Genomic DNA, 18051 nt, shown 5'->3' with positions numbered 1-18051 from the left:
CGGCGGTCGCCCTTCCCGGCGATCGCTGTCAACCGGCCACCTGCGGCAGCACCTTGGTGCGGTAGAAGTCGAAGAAGCCGCGCTGGTCGGGGCCGATCTGATTGACGTAGACGGTGTCGAATCCGGCCTCCGCGTACGCGTTCAGCGCCGCCACATGCGCCTCCGCGTCATCCCCGCAGAGCACTTCCCCGGCGATGCGCTCGGCGGTGACGAGCTGGGCGGCCTGCTCGAACTGGCCCGGGGTGGTCAGCGTCGACAGCACCTCACCGGGCAGCCCCTCGGTCGGCCACAGCCGGTGGGCGGTGCGCAGCGCCTCGTCGGGGTCCGGGCCGTACGCCACCTTCAGCCCGCCGCTGGCCGTCTTGCTGTTGCCCCCGGCGCCGCTGCCCCGCCGGAACCGCGCCACCAGCTCCGCGTCCGGGGTCATCGTGATGAAGCCGTCGCCGACCCGTCCGGCCAGCGCGGCGGCGGCCGATCCGAAGGCCGCGATATCGATGGGCACCGGCTCCTGGGGCAGTGTGTACAGCCGGGCGTTCTCCACCGTGTAGTGCTTGCCGTGATGGGTGACCCGGCGCCCCTCGAAGAGCTGGCGCATCACCATCACGGCCTCCTCCAGCATCTCCAGCCGGATCGGCGCGGGCGGCCAGCGGTCGCCCAGCACATGTTCGTTCAGCGCCTCGCCGCTGCCCACGCCCAGCCGGAAGCGGCCATCGAGCAGCACCGCGCTGGTCGCGGCGGCCTGGGCCACGATGGCCGGGTGGACGCGGATGATGGGGCAGGTCACCGCGGTCTGCACGGGCAGGCTGGTGGCCTGCGCGAGGGCGCCGATCACCGACCAGACGAACGAGCTCTGGCCCTGGGCGTCATTCCACGGGTGGTAGTGGTCCGAGATCCACAGATGGCTGAAACCGGCCTGCTCCGCCATCCGCGCCTGCTCGACGAGGTCCGCGGGCCCGTGCTCTTCCGCGGCCAGGAAGTAGCCGTAGTCGGTCATGGGGCCCTCCTCGAGCGCGGATTGCGGCAGATGCGACGGGTAACCGGGGCCCGGGGAAGGAAACCTCGTTTGACCGGGCCGGGGAGGGGCAGGCGAACTCTGTGCTTCGGCCCGGAGGCACGCCACGGGAGCGGCCCGGCCGCCACAGGTGTGACCACCGGATCGCCCTCTTCGTTCGATTTTGCCCCCGTGGTGAGACCGACGACAGCTCAAGGGAGGTACGGCATATGACGTCCGTACGAGCACATCCCCGAGCCCACCTCAGCCATCCGCGGAGCCACACCCGCGCCCGGCCGGGCGGACAGGCGGGCGCGGGTGTCGCCTGACCGCGGGCCCGGGCTGACTCACGCCCCGGGGGCCGGGGCGCGCTCGGCCGGGTGCGCCATGGCCAGGGCGATATGGCGGGAGATCCGGTCCGCCACCCCCGCCTCCGCCATCTCGAAGGCCCCGCGCCCGCCCGTACGGAAGAGTGTGAGCGCCCCCAGGACCGGGCCCGCACCGGCGCGCAGGGGCAGACACAGCAGCGAGGTGACCTCCTCCCGCACCAGCACCGGAGCGCCCGTCGCGTCCCGCCCGAAGGCGTCGGCGTCGATCGGGCCCACCCGCAGCGCGGAGGCCCCGTCGTACAGCGCGTCCACCACCAGGGGGCAGTCGGCCGGGTCCTGCTCGGCCACCGATGCCGTACGGTCGCCCGCCGCGTCCCGCGGGCCGAGGGCCAACGCCCGGCGCGGGTTGCCGGGGCCGTCCTCCGGGGCCAGGTCGGCGATCACCCAGTCCGCGAACCGGCCGTGCAGCACCTCCGCCGCCGCCGCGAGCACCGCCTCCGGACCGCCCCCGGCCGGGCCCGCCTCCAGCAGCGCCGCCGCCATGTCGTCCACCAGGTCAAGCAGCTCGGCATGGCGGGACACCTCGCCCAGATCCGGCCGCGACTCCTGGGCCCACGCCCCTGCCGTCCCCTCGCCCCCCGACGGCTCGGCCACCCCGGGCTGGAACGCCGCAAGCACCGCCGGGTGCGGCTCGCCCGGCGGGCGCAGCGCGGCCAGGGTGACCCGCACCTCGCCGTGGACGGGCGGCTGCGACAGCCACACCGTCAGACTGCGGTCGCCCTCACCGCGCGCCACCGCGGCGACCTGCGACCGCAGCGCCGCCTGCCCGTCGCGCCGGAGCGCGGCGGTGAGCGGGCGCCCGGTGGCGTATCCGGCCCGGGTGCGGAACAGCTGGGTGGCGGTGAAGTTCATCCGCCGCACCACGGCATTCCGGTCCAGCAGCACCGTGGCGATCGGCAGCCGCTGGAACAGCGCCCGCAGCAGCTGCTGCTCCTGCGGGTCGCCCCGGCCGCCGCCGGGGGTCCGGGACGAGGCGGCCGTCAGCTCCTCGTACCGTGGCCACAGCACATCCACCACATGCTGGAGTTCGAAGAGAGCGGCGTCCAGCAGGGACGACCGCTCCTGCGAGGGCAGCGCCCGCGCGGTCCGCAATTCGTCAACGCGTCTGCGGAAGTCTGTGAACTCCGCACCAAACCCCTGTGCGTCTGGCATGGGCACACCGTAGCCTGCCCGCGTGCGCGGGGTCGCACGGGTGGTGTTTTCCCCTCAAGGACGTGGACACCCGCAAAAATCGCGGCCCCGGAAGGACGGGGCCGGACAGCACATCGACCGGAGCGAAAGGAGTGGACCCGGTGGCGCCCGACCGTATGCCCATCCGCGCGGCGTTCCAGACCGACGCACCCTCCCTCGGACGCGGTCTGGCCGAACTGGCCGAGCAGGCCGCCGCGGGCACGCCCGAGAGCTGCGGGGCCACGGCCACCGCCGTACTCGCCGAGGAGCCCCCCGGCTCCGTGGACGCCGACCGGACCACGGCGGCCACCCACCCCGATCTCTCCGCGCTGGTGTCGGTCCAGCTCAGGGCGGGGGAGGGCCCGATCCTCGCGGCACTGGACACCGGCCGCCCGGCGGGCGCCGACGATCTGCTCCACGACGACCGCTGGCCGCGCTACCGGGCCCGGGCGCTGGACGCGGGCGTGCGGTCCTCCGCCGCCCTGCCGTTCGCCTGCGACGGGCTCACCGTGGCCGTCTCGGTCTACGGGCTGCGCCCGGGGCCGCTGCGGAGGGCCGCCCAGGGCGCCACCGGGCTGCTCGGCGACCTGGCCATCGAGAGCCTGGCCCGGGACCGGCTCTACCGCGCCGCCCTGGTCCAGGTCGACCAGCTGGACACGGCGCTGCGCCGCCGTCCGGTGGTGGACCAGGCTTGCGGAATCGTCATGTACGTCCTGGGTTGCGACCCGGACCAGGCGTTCGACCTGCTGCGCCAGCTCTCCCAGCGGACCAACCGCAAGCTGGCGGAGCTCGCCGAGACGGTGGTGCGCACCCGCGGCCGGGGCCTGGAGAAGAACCTCATCGAGTTCGGCCGGTCAGCTGCTCCCGGACCCGATCGGCCAGCGTCCGGCCCGGACCGGGACCCTCCGGGCTGACCGGGGGCACGCCCTGCGCCGCGGCCGCCGCCTCGCCGACCCGCAGGCCGAGCGCCATCCGCTCCTCGGGGGTGAGCCGCTCCCGCAGCTCGGGGAAGACCAGGTCCTCCTCGCCGCGGATATGCATGGACACCACCTCCATCAGCTCCCGGACCAGCGGGTCGAACCGCCGGTCCCGGGGGTCCACGGCGTCCAGGTCGGACAGGATCCGCTCGGCCTCGGTCAGCTCCTCGATCTCCTCGTCGGCGATCCGGTCGCCGTTCGGCAGCGCCTTGCGGACCGTGGGATAGAGATGGACCTCCTCGGCCACCGAGTGCCGCACCACCTCCACCGTCATCCGGTCGACCAGCTGCCGCCGCTGTTCGGGGTCGGTGGTGGCGCGGTACCCCTCGAAGAGGTCGCGCACCGTGCGGTGGTCCGCGGTGAGCAGGTCCACCACATCGGGTGGCTCCGGCATCGATGTCATGGCGCCCGGGTGCCCCGGGTCCCTTACGCGAAACGGCGCCGGAGATCTGCGAAGGTGGACATACGTGGGCGGTGACGCGCCGGACACGGGCGGAGGTGTGGACGGAATGCAGCGGCAGTGGACCGCCCCGGCACCGGCGGACCGGGAGGACGGCGGACTGCCGGTCGTCCCGGAGCTGCTCGCCAGCTTCGCCGCGGCGGCCGGACACACCGCGCCGGAGCCGGTCGGCGGCTCGGCCGGGCTGCGCTCGGCGGCCTGCGGCTACTGGTCGCGGCGCGGGCTGTGGACCGACCCCGAGCACGTCGTGGTCGCGCCGGGCGCCGAACCGCTGCTGCTGGCGCTGCTCGCCTCGGCCCCCGGCGGTGATGTGCTGCTGCCCCGCCCCTGCGCCGCCTGGTACGAGCCGCTGGTGCGGCTGGTGAACCGGCGTGCCCACCACGCGCCGGTCCCGGCCGAATGCGGTGGGCTGCCCGATCCGTTCGCGCTGCTGGAGATCGTCCGCAGGATCCGCGCCGAGGGCGGGGCGCCCCGGGTACTGCTGCTGTCGGCGGCCGACGATCCCACCGGCACCGTGGCCCCGCCCGAGCTGCTGCACGAGGTGTGCGAGGCGGCCGTGGCCGAGGGGCTGCTGATCGTCAGCGATGAGACCTGGCGGGACACCGTCCACCATCCGCAGGGCACGGTGCTGCTCAGCCCCGCCGAGATGTCCCCCGAGAACACGATCGTGCTCTGCGACCTGGCGGGCGCCTTCACCCCGGCGGGCTGGCCCGCCGCGATCGCCCGGTTCCCCGCGACCGAGCGCGGTGCGGAGCTGCGCGGCCGGGTGCTGTCGCTGCTCACCGCCGTACGCTCCGTGCTGCCCGGACCCATCGCGGCGGCCACCGCGTACGCCCTTGAGGAACCCGAGCCGGTCAGGGACCGGATGGCCGCCGCCGCCCGGGCGCACGGGGCCGTGGCCGCGGCCGCCTATCGCGCGCTGACCGCCGCGGGGGCGCTGGCCCGCCCGCCCCAGGCCGGTCGCCACCTGTACGCGGACCTGGACGAGCTGCGCGGGGTGCTCGCCGCCCGTGGCGTCACCGACTCGGTGGAGCTCGAGCGTGAGCTGGTGCGGCGGCTCGGCCCGAGCGTGGCCGGGGGCCACCGCTTCGGCGACCCCCCGCACACCCTGCGGATCCGGGTGGCGACCCTGCCGCTGCTCGGCCCGGCGGAGGAGTCGCGGCTACGGGCGCTCCAGACGCCGGATCCGCTGCGACTGCCCCATGTGGCCACGGCGTTGGACGCCTTCGAGGCGGCCTTCCGCGACCTGATCGAAGGCGGTCCGGTGACCTGAGCCGCCCCGGACCCAGCCACGGACCCCATGACGCGCCGGCACCGAAGGTCCGGCCCGGACACGGCTCAGATACGGAAGGGAGCCAGGCCATGACCGACCACGCCGACCACGCCGAGCAGGCGGAACCGGTGGAACCGGCCGGGCGCCGCCGAACCCGCCCCGGCGCCGCCGCCCGGCCCCGGCTGGCCCCGGCCACCACCCCTGAGCCGGGAGCCCCCGCCCCGGACGGCACGGGCCCGGACGGCGCCCAGCCGGGCGCTCCCGGACCGGACGGCGCCGGACCAGCCGGTACCGGGCCGGGTGGCACCGCGCCGACCGCTCCCGAACCCACCGCTCCCGAACCCACCGTCCCCGGGCCGGGGACCCCGCGTCCGCCCGGTGAGATCCGCAGCTGGCCGCCGTCGTTCGCCGACCGGCTCACCTCCCCGCTGCCGGGGGTGCGGGCGCTGGCCCGGCTGGCCCGGGAGGGACGGCTCAGACCGCCCGTGGAGACGCTCCGCGAGATCCCCGAGCTGCCCTTCGAACCGGGGCCGCTACCGCTCATCGGCCCCGGCCGGACGGCGCTCACCTGGGCCGGGCACGCCAGTTGGGTGGTGCGGACCGGCGGGCTCACCGTGCTCACCGACCCGGTCTGGTCCCGCAAGATCCTCGGCACCCCGGCCCGGGTCACTCCGGTGGGGGTGCGCTGGGAGGACCTGCCGCCCGTGGACGCGGTCGTCATCAGCCACAACCACTACGACCATCTGGACGCGCCCACGGTCAAGCGGCTGCCGAAGGCCACGCCCGTCTTCGTGCCCGCCGGGGTCGCCCGCTGGTTCCGGGCGCGCGGATTCACCCGGGTGACCGAGCTGGACTGGTGGGAGGCGGCCGAACTGCCCGGCGAGGACGGCCCGGTCCGCTTCGACTTCGTCCCGGCCCACCACTGGAGCAAGCGCACCCTCACCGACACCTGCCGCTCGCTGTGGGGCGGATGGGTCATCACCGCGCCCGGCGGACGGCGGGTGTACTTCGCCGGGGACACCGGCTACGGCCACTGGTTCCAGCAGATCGGCCGCCGCTACCCGGGCATCGACATCGCGCTGCTGCCCATCGGCGCGTACGAGCCGCGCTGGATGCTGAGCGGGGTGCACACCGATCCGGAGGAGGCCGTACGGGCACATCTGGACCTGGGGGCGCGGGTGCTGGCGCCCATGCACTGGTCCACCTTCCTGCTCGCGGCCGAGCCGCCCCTGGAGCCGCTGCACCGGATCCGCGCGGCCTGGGAGGCCACCGGGCGTCCGCGCGAGGAGCTGTGGGACCTGCCGGTCGGGGCGTCCCGGGTGCTCGAATAGGCGGGCCTCCGGCCGGTCCACCAGACCGCCAAGTGGGGTAACGCGGAGCATAAGTGACGAGTGGAACATAAGTGGCGAGTGGTGCGGAGCGCACCTAGCTTCCTTTTCATGCGCACACCTAGACTTCGCCACCTAGCGGGCCTGACGGCCGTACTCATCATCGAACTCGCCCAGCTCCCCGCGGCCCACGCCGCCCCGGTCGACCAGGCCGCGACCCGCCACGTGGTCAAGCCCGGCCAGTCCATCCAGGCCGCCGTGGACGCCGCCGAGCCGGGCGACACCATCGAGATCCGGCCCGGCACCTACCGGGAGAACATCCAGATCACCACCGACCGGCTGACCCTGACCGGTGCGGGCGAGTCCACCGTGCTCTCCCCGGCCGCGAAGCCGTCGGCCAACGCCTGCGGCAAGGCCGGGCACGGCATCTGCGTCACCGGGACGGCCGAAGACCCCGTCTCGGATGTCCGGATCGGCTCACTGAAGGTCACCGGCTTCCCCAAGAACGGCATCTGGGGCTACGGCACCGACCGGATGACCGTACGGAACACCACCGCCGAGGACAACGGCCAGCAGGGCATGGGCCAGGAGGTGTCCACCCGCGGCACCTTCGTCGACAACGTCTCGCGGAGCAACAAGCAGTCCGGCGTCTTCCTCGCCAACACCATGGACGCCGAGGGCGGCGCCACCGACGCCCTGGGCACCCTGGTGGCCGGAAACCAGCTCAGCGGCAACCGCACCGGTGTGGTGGTCCGCCGGCTGCGCGACCTCTCGGTCGAGGGGAACAGCATCACCGCCAACTGCGCCGGGGTGTTCATCGTCGGCGACGAGTCGACCCCGCGCGCCGGGGACCTGAACGTCCGCCACAACTCCGTCTACGAGAACAACGCCTACTGCGAGGCCACCGACCGGCTCCCCTTCATCCAGGGCGCCGGCATCGTGCTCACCGGCACCGAGGGCACCCGGGTGACGGGCAACCAGGTGAACGGCAACGCGGGCACCTCGCCCATGTCCGGCGGGATCGTGCTCTACACCAGCGCCGTCGGCGCCCCCAACGCCAAGAACGCCATCAGCCGGAACGTGCTGAGCGGCAACAAGCCCGCCGACCTCGCCGACCGGGACAAGGGCCCCGACAACACCTTCACCGACAACGTGTGTGAGCTGTCCGCGCCCACGGGCCGGTGCTGAGAGGCGGCGAGATGACCACTGTGGACACCGACAGAGCCGCCGCGGCGCAGCCCCCACCGGCCGCGCTCCCGCCGCCCATGCAACTGCGCGAGATCGTCTTCGGTGCCGCACGGGCCGCCTCGGTGCGCGCCGCGGTCCGGCTGCGGATCGCCGACGCGCTGGGCGACCAGCCCGCCTCCATCGGAGAGCTGGCCGCCGCCGTGGACGTCGAGCCCGATCCGCTGCGTCGGCTGCTGCGCTCCCTGGCCTGCTGTCAGATCTTCGCCGAGACCGAGGACGGCCGCTTCCGGCACACCGAGATGTCCCGGCTGCTGCGCGAGGACACCCCGGGCAGCCTGCGGAACATCGCCCTGTGGTGTACCGAACCGTGGACCTGGGAGGCGTGGCCGCTGCTTGACCGGGCGGTGCGCACCGGCGGCTGTGTCGTCAACGAGATCTACGGCAAGGACTTCTTCGCCTACCTCCATGAGGACGCGCCCGAGTCGGCCCGGGTGTTCGACGCCGCGATGACCACCTCCAGCCGTCAGTCCGCCACCGATGTCGCCGCCTTCCTCGACCTCGACGGGGTCAAGGAGGTGGTGGACATCGGCGGCGGCCAGGGGCATGTGCTGGCCAGCCTGCTGGAGAAGCACCCGGCGCTGCACGGCGCGCTGCTGGACCTGCCGCAGGTGGTGGCGCACGCCGATCCGCGGCTGCGGGACGGCGGGGCGCTGGCCCCGCGGGCGACGCTGGTGCCCGGTGACTGCCGGGTCGAGGTGCCCGTCGAGGCCGACCTCTACATCATCAAGAACATCCTCGAATGGAACGACGAGAGCACCCGCCGGACCCTCGCCAATGTGGTCGCGGCGGCGCGGCCCGGCGCCAGGGTGGTCGTCATCGAGAACCTCGTCGACAACAGCCCGTCCTCCTTCACCACGGCGATGGACCTGTTCCTGCTGCTCAATGTGGGCGGCCGGAAGCACACCGAGGAGAGCATGGTGGCGCGGATGACCCAGGCCGGTCTGAACGTGACCGACATCCGTCCCGTCAACGGCGCCCTGCACGCCTTCGACTCCACGGTGGGGGCGCCCGGCGGCCCGTGACGGCTGCGGCGCGCTGTATCCCCTCCCCGCCCCTTCCCGATACCAGGGGCTCCGCCCCAGTTGAGGGACGGGGCGGGGAGGGGAAAAAACGCCACCACGGACGCCACCACGGTGCCCGCGTCGTCCGTCCTCGACGACGCGGGCACCGTGGTGCGTGCGGGGCTTCGGCGTCTGTGGTGCGTGCGGGGCTTCGGTGTCTGTCGGTGCGTCAGCTGTACCGGTACGACGTGAGGTGCGCGAACACCACCACATTGGCCGTGTAGTCCTTGGCCGTGCGGTCATAGACGCCGCCACAAGTGATCAGCCGCAGCTGGGCGTTGGGGGTGTCACCGTAGACCTGCTTGTCCGGGAAGGCCTTCTTCTTGAACGTCTTGATCTTGTCGACCACGAAGGTCGCGACGATCCCGTCCTCGCGGGTGATGGCCACCTTGCCCTTCAGCTTGAGCTGGCTGAGGTTGGCGAACACCGCCGGGCCGACCTTGGTGTCCACGTGCCCGGCCACGATGGCGTTGCCGCGCTCGCCGGGCGAGGGGCCGCCCTGGTACCAGCCCACCAGGTTCTGGTCGGTGTCCGGGGGCGGGACCAGCACGCCCGCGGTGTCCAGCGACAGCGGAGTGAAGGGTGCGCTCACCCCGATCGAGGGGATGTCCAGGTGGGAGGCGGGGGAGCGCGGCAGCGCGGGTCCCGGACGGGACTGGGGGGCGGTCGTCGACTCCGGGGAATCCGCGTACGCGTCCTCGTTGGAGGTGTCGCTCTCCGGTTCCGAGACGGACGCCGGGGCGCTGGCCGTGGACCGGGCCTCCGGGGTGTTCTGAGAGACGGCGTCGACGGAGTTGTAGATGAGGAATACGCCGATGAGGGCCGACGCGGCGGCCCAGCGGAGAATGCGGGTGTTGCCATCGGCAGCGCCCTGCTTGGCCGGCTTTCCCATGGGGGTGTCCGCCTTTCTTACAGCGCCTTTTCGCGCGGCGCCTCAGCTCAAGGCGCCCTTCTCACGGCCGCTTTTCTCATAGCGCTCGTGGAACTGCCGTGGCACCACCGCTCGGCGGAGGTGCCACGGCAGCACGGAATACGAGGAGTCAGGCTCAGATCGCGGTGCCGGTCGGCTTGCGGCGACGCAGGGCGTAGGCTCCGGCGCCGAGGCCACCGAGGAGCAGGACCGAGCCGGCGGCCATGCCACTGCCCGTGGAGGCCATGCCGCCGCCACCGGTGTGGACGCCACCGCGGGGCTTGTCGCCCTTCTCGTGGCCCTTCCAGTCACCGCCGGACCAGTCGTGGTCCTTCTTGCCGGACCAGCCGTGCTCGCCCTCGTCCTTGCCGTGGGACCAGCCGCCCTCGTCCTTGCCGCGACCGGACCAGCCACCCTCGTCCTTGCCCGGGTCCTCCTTGCCGTGCTCTTCCTTGCTCGGGTCTTCCTTGTCCTTGTCCTTGTCCTTCCAGCCGCTCTGGCCGTAGCCGTCCTCGGAGGACTCCTGGCTGCTCGAGTACCCACCGTGACCGCCCGGGTCCGAGACGTCGGCGGCGAACGCGGCGGCGGGGGCGCCCAGGGTCAGGGTGGCGGCAATCGCCGCCCCGGTGAAGAGTGCGCGAGTAGATCGCATGAGCCATTCCTTCCGGCGCCGTCGCGATACTGACTATTTGCCAGATAAAGGGATCGCAGCGGCGTCTTATCCACCGTCAGCGAAGAGGGCTCCCCCTGCCACTCGGCGCGACGTGCGATCTGCTCGGTTGTAAGCCCTCTGGGTGGAGATAAGCGCAATGATCACTCATTTGCCGCGCGAATGGCCTGATGCCCTTTCACCTTTTCGGCAGACATCATTCCGATGAGCCCAGTAGTGTGAAGTTTCCGCGCCCGGTGCATAACCGGCTCCCGGTGCCATACGAAAAGGCCATACGAAAAGGCCATACGAAAAGGGCCGCCGGGAGGCGAACTCCGTCGGCGGCCCCGTGCGGCGCGACGCGCATGCGCTAGCCCCGGTCGCGTTCCCAGCGGTAGAACTCGCGGGCCATGGCGTCCTTGGGCTCGCGCCAGGTCTCCGGGTCGTACGCCCGCATATACGGCTGGAGGCGGGCGCTGACGTCGCGGAACTCCGGGTGCTTGGCGTACTTGGTGACCTCCGAGTCCGGCGGCCGCTCCGCCTCGATCAGATGCAGATACACCTCGCCGAACTGGAAGAGGCTGCGGCCGGTGACGCCGATCAGCCCGGGTAGTTCACCGCGGTCGGAGTCCGCGAATATCTTGGCGACTTGCGGGGCCGCGTCCCGCTGCATCTTGGCGACGATCATGGTCCGGTATATGCTCATGCCCCCACCGTCTCCCGAGCCCGCTGCTCGATCTTGTCCCGGATCAGATCCATCTGGATACGGGAGTTGCGGTTGATGTGCTCCGTCATCGTGGGGTCGTCCACCGGTGCGTCGGGCCGCATCTCGAAGTCCTGGGTCCAGCGCATGCGGGTGCCCTCGGGCTCCTCCTCGTACTCCCAGTGGATGTTCATGTAGGCGAAGGGGCCGGGCTCCACGCGGCGCGCCCAGACCGTGCGCACATCGCGGGCCGTCTCCCGCTCGGAGACCCAGGACCAGACCTTGCCGTCCCCGTCGGGGTGCATGGTCAGGCGGAAGGTGGTGGTGTCCCCGGCCCGCTGGAGCACTTCGACCGAGGCGTACTCGCTGAACAGCTGCGGCCAGTTCTCGAGGTCGTTGGTCATGTCCCAGACGAGGTCGAGGGGTGCCTTGATCATGACCTCGTTGTCGGTGTGGCCTGCCATCTTCATGCTCCTGTGAGTGAGGTGTTGATGACGTCGAGGAAGTCGCCGGGGGTCTTGCAGCTCTCGGCCCCCGGTTCGATCGGGGTGCCGTACCGGTTCTCCAGCTCGCCGACGATGGCGAGCAGACCGAGCGAGTCCAGGCCGTACTCCTCGAAGGTGGAGTCCGGCCGGGTCCGCATCATGTCCGGGTCGACGGTGAGCCCGGCGCACCGCTTCATCAGCGTGGCCAGTTCCCCGTAGGACAGTTGACTGGACATCAGTAATCTCCTTCCGGTCCGCGGAGCACGAGCGCCGCGTTGCAACCCATGAGTCCTCGGCTGAGCACCAGCGCCGTCCGCGGCTCGGCGGGGCGGGAGCTGCGGGTGACGAGGTCGAGGTCATGGCAGACCTCGGTGACGTACGGGGTGGGGGGCACCACCCGGTGCTCCATGGAGAGCAGCGCGGCCGCCACGTCCAGCGTGGGAGCCGCGCAGTGCACCCGGCCGAAACCGGTCTTCGGCGCGGTCACCGGGACCCGGGTGCCGCGCGGCCCGAGGGCGTCGGCGATCGCCAGTGCCTCCGCGCGGTCCGCCTCGGGCACCCCGAGCGCGTCGGCGAAGACCACGTCGATCTCCTCCGGTGCGCACTCCGCGTCCTCCAGGGCCACCCGGATGGCCTGGGCGAGCCCGTCCCGGGACCGCTCCCACCGGGACGGCCCGGTGAAGGTCGAGCCGTAGCCCGCGATGAAGCCGCGGATCCGCACCCCGCGGCGCCGGGCGGCTCCCTCCTCCTCCACGACCAGCATCGCGCCGCCCTCCCCGGGCGCGAATCCGCAGGCGTCCTCGGTGAACGGCAGATAGGCCCGGCCCGCGTCGCGGGCCCGGCTCAGCTCGTCCCAGCCGAGCATGCAGACGATGGAGTACGGCGCCAGCGAGGCCTCGGAGGCGCCCGCCACCATCGCGTCCGCTCCCCGCCTGATGGACCGGCGGGCGTGCGCGAGCGCGTCCAGACCGCCGGTCTCGTCGTTCGCCACCACCCCGCACGGGCCCTTGAACCCGCCGCGGATGGAGACCTGGCCGGTGCTGGCCGCGTAGAACCACGCGATGGACTGGTACGGGCCCACATAGCGCGGCCCCTTGCCGTACAGCTGCTGCAGCTCGCGCTGGCCGAACTCACCGCCCCCGGAGCCCGCGGCGGTCACCACGCCCACCGCGAACGGCGACATGTCGTCCACCGGCAGCTTGGCGTCGTCCAGCGCGAGATCGGCCGAGGCCATCGCGAAGTGGGTGAAGCGGTCGGTCTGGACGAGGAACCGCTCCTCGATCACCGAGCCCGGATCGAAGCCGCGGACCTGGCCGCCGATCCGGACCGGGAAGTGCTCACTGCCCTCGCGGGAGATCCGGTCCAGGAAGGTGATCCCCTCCCGGGTGGCCTTCCAGAAGGCGTCGGTGCCCACGCCGTTGGGGGCGATCACACCGAGGCCCGTGACGGCCGCGCCCCGGTTCCGGGTGCTCTTCGCGGATGTCATGCCGCACTCCCGTCCGCCCGGCTCAGCACCACCGCGGACTGGAAGCCGCCGAATCCGCTGCCGACCGACAGCACATTGCGCAGCGGGAGGGCGCGGGCGGTGCGCGGGACGTAGTCGAGGTCGCATTCGGGGTCGGGGGTCTCGTAGTTGGCCGTCGGCGGCACCACGCCACGGGCGAGGGCCATGGCGCAGGCGACCACCTCGATGGCGCCGATCGCCCCGAGGGAATGGCCCACCATGGACTTGATCGAGCTCATGGGGGTCTTGTAGGCGTGCTCGCCCAGGGACCGCTTCACGGCCGCCGTCTCATGCCGGTCGTTCTGCTTGGTGCCCGAGCCGTGTGCGTTGACGTAGTCCACCTCGGAGCTGTTGACGCGGGCGTGGCCGAGCGCGTGGTCGATCGCCTCGGACATCTCAAGACCCTCACGGGTCAGACCGGTCATGTGGTACGCGTTGCCGTACGTGGCGAATCCCCGGAACTCGCAGTAGACCCGGGCCCCCCGGGCCCGGGCGTGCTCCAGCTCCTCCAGCACCAGCACGGCGGCGCCCTCGCCGAGGACGAAGCCGTCCCGGTGGGCGTCGAACGGCCGGGACGCGGTGGCCGCGTTGTCGTTGTTCGCCGAAGTGGCCTTGATCGAGTCGAAGCAGGCCACGGTCAGCGCGGTGATCGGCGAGTCCGCGGCCCCGGCGACGCACACATCGGCCCGCCGCTCCTCGATCGCCTGGAACGCGTAGCCGATCGCGTCCAGACCGGAGGTGCAGCCGGTGGAGACGGACTGCACGGGGCCCTGTGCCCCGGTCAGCTCCGCCACCCCGGAGGCCAGCGCGCTCGGTGAGAACGCGTGCTGCAGATGCGGCCCCGCCTTGCGGTGGTCCACGTCCCAGTGCTCACCGGCGTTGCTGACCTTGACGTAATCCCGCTCCAGCCGGGTGGACGCGGCGACTGCGCTGCCCAGTGAGACCCCTATCCGCCAGGGGTTGAGCGCCTGGAGGTCGAGACCGGAGTCCCGTACCGCCTCCTGGGCCGCCACCAGCGCGAACTGCACATAGCGGTCGGAGCGTTCGATCTGCTCGAAGCTCAGACCGCTGGCCAGCGGGTCGAAGTCGCATTCGGCGGCGATCCGGGAGCGGAACCGCTCCGCGTCGAAGAGCGTGATGTTGCGGGTGGCCGTACGGCCCGCGGTGAGCATGTCCCAGAACGCCGGGACCCCCATACCCCCGGGGGCGACGACACCGAGCCCGGTGACCACCACCCGTCGGGTCACGACGTCGCCTCGGCGGGTTCGGCGGTCTCGGTGTCCACGTGACCGAGCTCGGGGCGCGGCGCCAGGGGCCCGAGGTGGAAGACCATCCGGGCCTCGGTGCTCCCCACATTGCGGAACCGGTGCCGCATGTTGATGGGGATCAGGAGCGCCTGGTCGGGGTGGAGCGGATGCGCCTCGCCGTCCAGGTCCACCTCCATGTCGCCGCTGACGACGTACACGAACTCCTCGGAGTACGGGTGGTAGTGCTCGGCGACCCGTTCACCGGGCCCCACGACGGCCATCCCCATGAAGCCGCTCGTGGCGCCCACCAGAGGCGGAGTGAGCATGGCGCGCACATCGCCGCCGCGACGGCGGTTGGGGGCGACCGCGGCGAGGTCGACGACGAGGGGGGACTGCGTGGTCATGAGTTCCTCCAGAGAGCGTTGCGCGGTCCGGGCCACGGGGGTGAAGGGGTGCGAAGGGGAGAGACGCCGTCAGTGGTCCGCCGATGTGCGGTCGGTGATCGGGGTCATGTCGCAGTCGGCCAGGAAGCGGCGCTGCCCGTTCTCCATGGACAGGTCGATCACCGCCCCGTCCGCCCCGAGGTCCAGCAGCCGGCCCAGTACGGCGGCGGCCCTCCGGCCGCTCACACCGGCCGCCATGGCGGGGTTCCGGTCCAGCGGTACGGCCAGGTCCACCAGCCGCACCACGATGTCGTCACGCTGGAAGATGGTGCTGCTCAGCAGGGTCTTGGTGGTCTGGTCCGCGGTCATCTCCCGGTTCACCGCCAGCTCGTCCTGCCGAGCCAGCAGACTGGCCAGCGCCGGGCCGCAGCCGGTCTTGACCGGGTAGAGCAGGGCGTGCCGGTGGACCCCCTGGGCGGGGCGCTGCCCGCCGGCCGTCATGTGGTGGACCACCGGAAGGGAGGCGCGGGCGAAGAACTCCCGTGCCGAGCTGGGGTCGTCGAGGTTGCGGTCCTCCTCCAGATACGGATTCAGGGCCTCCTCGGCGGCCCTGATCTCCGGCTGCCGGGCCACGAAGCGCAGCGCCGCGGTCAGATCGCCCTTGACCTCCACGGCCCGCACCACCCGGTTGCCGCTCATGAATACCGAGGTGCGGGAGAGCCGGGTGGTCTCGTCGACCCGGGCCTCGGGGGAGGCGTAATCGGCCAGGATCTTGGCCACGGCGTCCTCGCTGCCCGGCTTCACGGTGAAGGTGAGCGCCTGCCGGACCAGCCCGTCGCCGACCCGCAGCGCCGCGTCGACGCCCCGGGTGGTGACATCGACCGGCGCCGATCCGGCGGTCAGGGTCTCCCGCAGAATGCTGAACCGCAGTGAGCGGGTGTCCTCCACACAGCCGTGGAAGGGCTTGACCATCTCCCGGTGCGCGGGGGAGTCCACCCAGGCGAGGAACGGAGGGGCGCTTTCCCATTCGCTGGTGATCAGCCACTGCGAGGGATTCTCGATCGACTGGCAGAGCTGGTCGCTGATGTGCCCGGGCACCGCGGCCACCTGCTGGGACAACTGATCGTAGGCACGCAGAAAACGCTGCTCGGCACCACTGTTGACCTGCACCAGCAGCACGACGCGCAATCTGGTGTCGGTGAGAGCGGATTCCACGGTCGTGGGTGACTGGTCCACCGTGGTCTCCGGAACGTCGGACAGGGTGCTCATCTTCCACTCCTTATTTCGCGGACGCGTCCTTCCGGGCATCGAGGACACCCGCCCGTTAGACGATCGTGGGGTGCTCCCACCAATGGCGCGAGATATGTGAGCCATCCGAGCGAACGCCTGGTCAGCGTCCCGGAGCGGCCCGGAGACACCGGGCATAGCAGCACAATGAACCGTCTTGCCGACAATGCTGAGCGTGTGCCCGTCCTCATCGCGGGCGGCTCCCTGGTGGGCCTGTCCGCCTCACTGTTCCTGGGCCGACTGGGGATCGGTCATCTGCTGGTCGAGAAGCACCCGCGCACCTCGCACCACCCACGCGGACGGGGGAACAACATCCGGACGATGGAACTGTTCCGCACCGCGGGGGTGGAGTCCGCGATCCGTGAGGCCGCGTCCGTACTGGCCGACAACCACGGGATCCTGCAGACTCCGTCCCTCACCGGCACCGAGGGCAACTGGCTCTTCCGGGAGATGGACCCGGGTGGCACGGCCGCCCGGATCAGCCCCGCCGGATGGTGCCTGTGCAGCCAGAACGACCTGGAGCCGGTGCTGCTTGGCGCGGCTCAGGAGCACGGTGGCGAGCTGCGGTTCTCCACCGAGTTGAGCTCCTTCGAGCAGGACCCGGACGGGGTCACCGCCACCCTCCTGGACCGCAGGTCCGAGCGGCGCTCCACGGTCCGCGCCGACTACCTCATCGCCGCCGACGGCCCCCGCAGTCCGGTGCGCGAGGCCCTTGGCATCGGGCAGAGCGGCCGCGGTGAGCTGTTCCACAACGTGTCCATCACCTTCCGCGCCAAGCGGCTCGCGGACGCGGTCGGGGACCGCCACTTCATCGCCTGCTACCTCACCAACCCCGAGGCCGACGGGGCGCTGCTGCCCGTGGACAACCAGGAGAGCTGGGTCTTCCACGCCCCCTGGCACCCCGAACGCGGCGAACCGCTGGAGGCGTTCACCGACGAGCGCTGCGCCCAGCACATCCGCGCCGCCGTCGGCATGCCCGACCTGGAGGTCGAGGTCACCGGAAAGGCGCCCTGGCACGCGGCCGAGCGGGTGGCGGACCGCTACTCCGACGGCCGGGTCTTCCTCGCCGGGGACTCCGCCCACGAGATGTCCCCCACCGGCGCCTTCGGCTCCAACACCGGTATTCAGGACGCCCACAACCTGGCGTGGAAGCTCGCCGCCGTGCTGGGCGGCTGGGCGGGCCCCGCGCTGCTGGAGACCTACGGCACGGAGCGGCGCCCGGTCGCCCAGGCCACCAGCGCCCGCGCCGCCGCCCGTTCGGCCGAGCACAGCCACCCCGGCTACTCGGCACCGGCCACCGAGGACCGGGCCCCGCAGTCCAATGTCATGGCCGTCGCCATGGGCTACCGCTACGTACGGGGCGCGGTCGCGGGCGCCGACCCCTCCGCCCCCCCGGTCCCCGACCACTTCACGGTCTCCGCCGAGCCCGGCAGCCGCGCCCCCCATATGTGGGTGCACCGCTGCGGGGTGCGGCTGTCCACCCTCGATCTGTACGAGCGCACCTGCGTACTGCTCACCGGCCCGGGCGGCGCCGCCTGGCACGAGGCGGGCCGCCGCGCGGCCGATGCCCTCGGCGTCCCCCTGGACTGCTACCGGGTGGGCGAGGGCCCGGACCACGAACTCGCCCCCGAACCGGGCACGGACTGGGCCGAACTCCACGGCACCGCCCCCGACGGCGCGGTCCTGGTCCGCCCCGACGGCTTCGTCGCCTGGCGCACGGAGCGCTCGGTACCCGACCCCGAGGCCGCGCTGACCCGAGCCCTGCGAGAGGTCCTGCGACTGGACGGCTGAGCCCGTCCTCCTGGGCGCCCCGCCCATGGCCGCGGCACGCCGCACCGGGTGCCGTGCCGACGCCGCGAGGCGCCTGCGGCGGGCTGTCCCCTCCCCGCCCTTCCCCGAAACTGGAGCTCCGCCCCAGCCCCCACCCCGGGGCTCCGCCCCGGCCCCCACTCCTCAAACGCCGGAGAGGCTGGATGCTGGGTTTCC

General features: G+C 72.3%; 18 protein-coding genes. 6 read left to right on the top strand and 12 right to left on the bottom strand.

Features of this window, described 5'->3' with window-relative positions; translation table 11 throughout:
- Window positions 1–28: 28 nt before the first annotated feature.
- Entirely contained in the window at window positions 29–994 is a 966-nt protein-coding gene (locus VT50_RS18880) for a TIGR03557 family F420-dependent LLM class oxidoreductase (protein ID WP_046089221.1), read from the bottom strand.
- Between the two features lie 344 nt (window positions 995–1338).
- Window positions 1339–2532, bottom strand: coding sequence for a PAS domain-containing protein (locus VT50_RS18875; RefSeq protein ID WP_046089222.1), 1194 nt, complete (start codon window positions 2530–2532; stop codon window positions 1339–1341).
- Window positions 2533–2672: 140 nt separating this feature from the next.
- On the opposite strand from VT50_RS18875, the gene VT50_RS18870 reads away from it, so the two are divergent.
- Complete coding sequence (locus VT50_RS18870) at window positions 2673–3464, top strand: ANTAR domain-containing response regulator (RefSeq protein ID WP_338058330.1); 792 nt, start codon at window positions 2673–2675, stop codon at window positions 3462–3464.
- Here VT50_RS18870 and VT50_RS18865 read toward each other — a convergent pair.
- Window positions 3388–3930: a hemerythrin domain-containing protein gene (locus VT50_RS18865; protein ID WP_053048757.1), complete on the bottom strand. Its 543-nt coding sequence runs from the start codon at window positions 3928–3930 to the stop codon at window positions 3388–3390. The genes VT50_RS18870 and VT50_RS18865 overlap by 77 nt on opposite strands.
- A 106-nt stretch (window positions 3931–4036) precedes the next feature.
- On the opposite strand from VT50_RS18865, the gene VT50_RS18860 reads away from it, so the two are divergent.
- The 4 genes from VT50_RS18860 (at window position 4037) to VT50_RS18845 (ending at window position 8858) form a co-directional block, all read left to right on the top strand.
- Window positions 4037–5260 (top strand): pyridoxal phosphate-dependent aminotransferase, encoded by a 1224-nt coding sequence (locus tag VT50_RS18860; RefSeq protein WP_046089235.1) that lies wholly within the window; start codon window positions 4037–4039, stop codon window positions 5258–5260.
- An 89-nt stretch (window positions 5261–5349) separates the two neighbouring features.
- The gene (locus VT50_RS18855) at window positions 5350–6591 is read left to right on the top strand and encodes an MBL fold metallo-hydrolase (protein ID WP_240529213.1); all 1242 of its coding nucleotides are present in this window, start codon (window positions 5350–5352) and stop codon (window positions 6589–6591) included.
- 108 nt (window positions 6592–6699) lie between these two features.
- The gene (locus VT50_RS18850; RefSeq protein WP_046089224.1) at window positions 6700–7776 is read left to right on the top strand and encodes a right-handed parallel beta-helix repeat-containing protein; all 1077 of its coding nucleotides are present in this window, start codon (window positions 6700–6702) and stop codon (window positions 7774–7776) included.
- An 11-nt stretch (window positions 7777–7787) separates the two neighbouring features.
- Window positions 7788–8858, top strand: coding sequence for a methyltransferase (locus VT50_RS18845; RefSeq protein ID WP_046089225.1), 1071 nt, complete (start codon window positions 7788–7790; stop codon window positions 8856–8858).
- Between the two features lie 208 nt (window positions 8859–9066).
- Here VT50_RS18845 and VT50_RS18840 read toward each other — a convergent pair whose 3' ends face one another.
- From VT50_RS18840 to VT50_RS18800, 9 genes are all read right to left on the bottom strand, one after another.
- Complete coding sequence (locus tag VT50_RS18840) at window positions 9067–9789, bottom strand: class F sortase (RefSeq protein ID WP_046090777.1); 723 nt, start codon at window positions 9787–9789, stop codon at window positions 9067–9069.
- Between the two features lie 154 nt (window positions 9790–9943).
- Window positions 9944–10459, bottom strand: coding sequence for a hypothetical protein (locus tag VT50_RS18835; RefSeq protein ID WP_046090776.1), 516 nt, complete (start codon window positions 10457–10459; stop codon window positions 9944–9946).
- Between the two features lie 367 nt (window positions 10460–10826).
- The gene (locus VT50_RS18830; RefSeq protein ID WP_046090778.1) at window positions 10827–11156 is read right to left on the bottom strand and encodes a TcmI family type II polyketide cyclase; all 330 of its coding nucleotides are present in this window, start codon (window positions 11154–11156) and stop codon (window positions 10827–10829) included.
- Window positions 11157–11158: 2 nt separating this feature from the next.
- A complete protein-coding gene (locus tag VT50_RS18825) occupies window positions 11159–11623 on the bottom strand; it encodes an SRPBCC family protein (protein WP_046090775.1) in 465 nt (154 codons plus the stop codon).
- 2 nt (window positions 11624–11625) lie between these two features.
- Window positions 11626–11880: an acyl carrier protein gene (locus tag VT50_RS18820; protein WP_046090774.1), complete on the bottom strand. Its 255-nt coding sequence runs from the start codon at window positions 11878–11880 to the stop codon at window positions 11626–11628.
- The gene (locus VT50_RS18815; protein ID WP_079343856.1) at window positions 11880–13130 is read right to left on the bottom strand and encodes a ketosynthase chain-length factor; all 1251 of its coding nucleotides are present in this window, start codon (window positions 13128–13130) and stop codon (window positions 11880–11882) included. Before VT50_RS18815 ends, VT50_RS18820 begins: the two co-directional genes overlap by 1 nt.
- Window positions 13127–14395 carry a beta-ketoacyl-[acyl-carrier-protein] synthase family protein gene (locus VT50_RS18810; protein ID WP_046088218.1) on the bottom strand — a complete coding sequence of 423 codons (1269 nt, stop codon included), beginning with the start codon at window positions 14393–14395 and terminating at the stop codon, window positions 13127–13129. Before VT50_RS18810 ends, VT50_RS18815 begins: the two co-directional genes overlap by 4 nt.
- Window positions 14392–14799: a cupin domain-containing protein gene (locus tag VT50_RS18805; protein ID WP_046088217.1), complete on the bottom strand. Its 408-nt coding sequence runs from the start codon at window positions 14797–14799 to the stop codon at window positions 14392–14394. The genes VT50_RS18810 and VT50_RS18805 overlap by 4 nt, the downstream gene beginning before the upstream one ends.
- A 69-nt stretch (window positions 14800–14868) precedes the next feature.
- Window positions 14869–16047, bottom strand: coding sequence for a SchA/CurD-like domain-containing protein (locus VT50_RS18800; protein WP_046088216.1), 1179 nt, complete (start codon window positions 16045–16047; stop codon window positions 14869–14871).
- A gap of 165 nt (window positions 16048–16212) precedes the next feature.
- Here VT50_RS18800 and VT50_RS18795 point away from each other — a divergent pair, with 165 nt between their 5' ends.
- A complete protein-coding gene (locus tag VT50_RS18795) occupies window positions 16213–17856 on the top strand; it encodes an FAD-dependent oxidoreductase (RefSeq protein WP_046088215.1) in 1644 nt (547 codons plus the stop codon).
- Window positions 17857–18051: the final 195 nt, after the last annotated feature.

The sequence above is a fragment of the Streptomyces antioxidans genome, assembly GCF_000968685.2.
Taxonomy (GTDB): domain Bacteria; phylum Actinomycetota; class Actinomycetes; order Streptomycetales; family Streptomycetaceae; genus Streptomyces; species Streptomyces antioxidans.
Note: the sequence above shows the minus strand (reverse complement) of the source record. Positions and strands in the feature narration are given on the sequence as shown.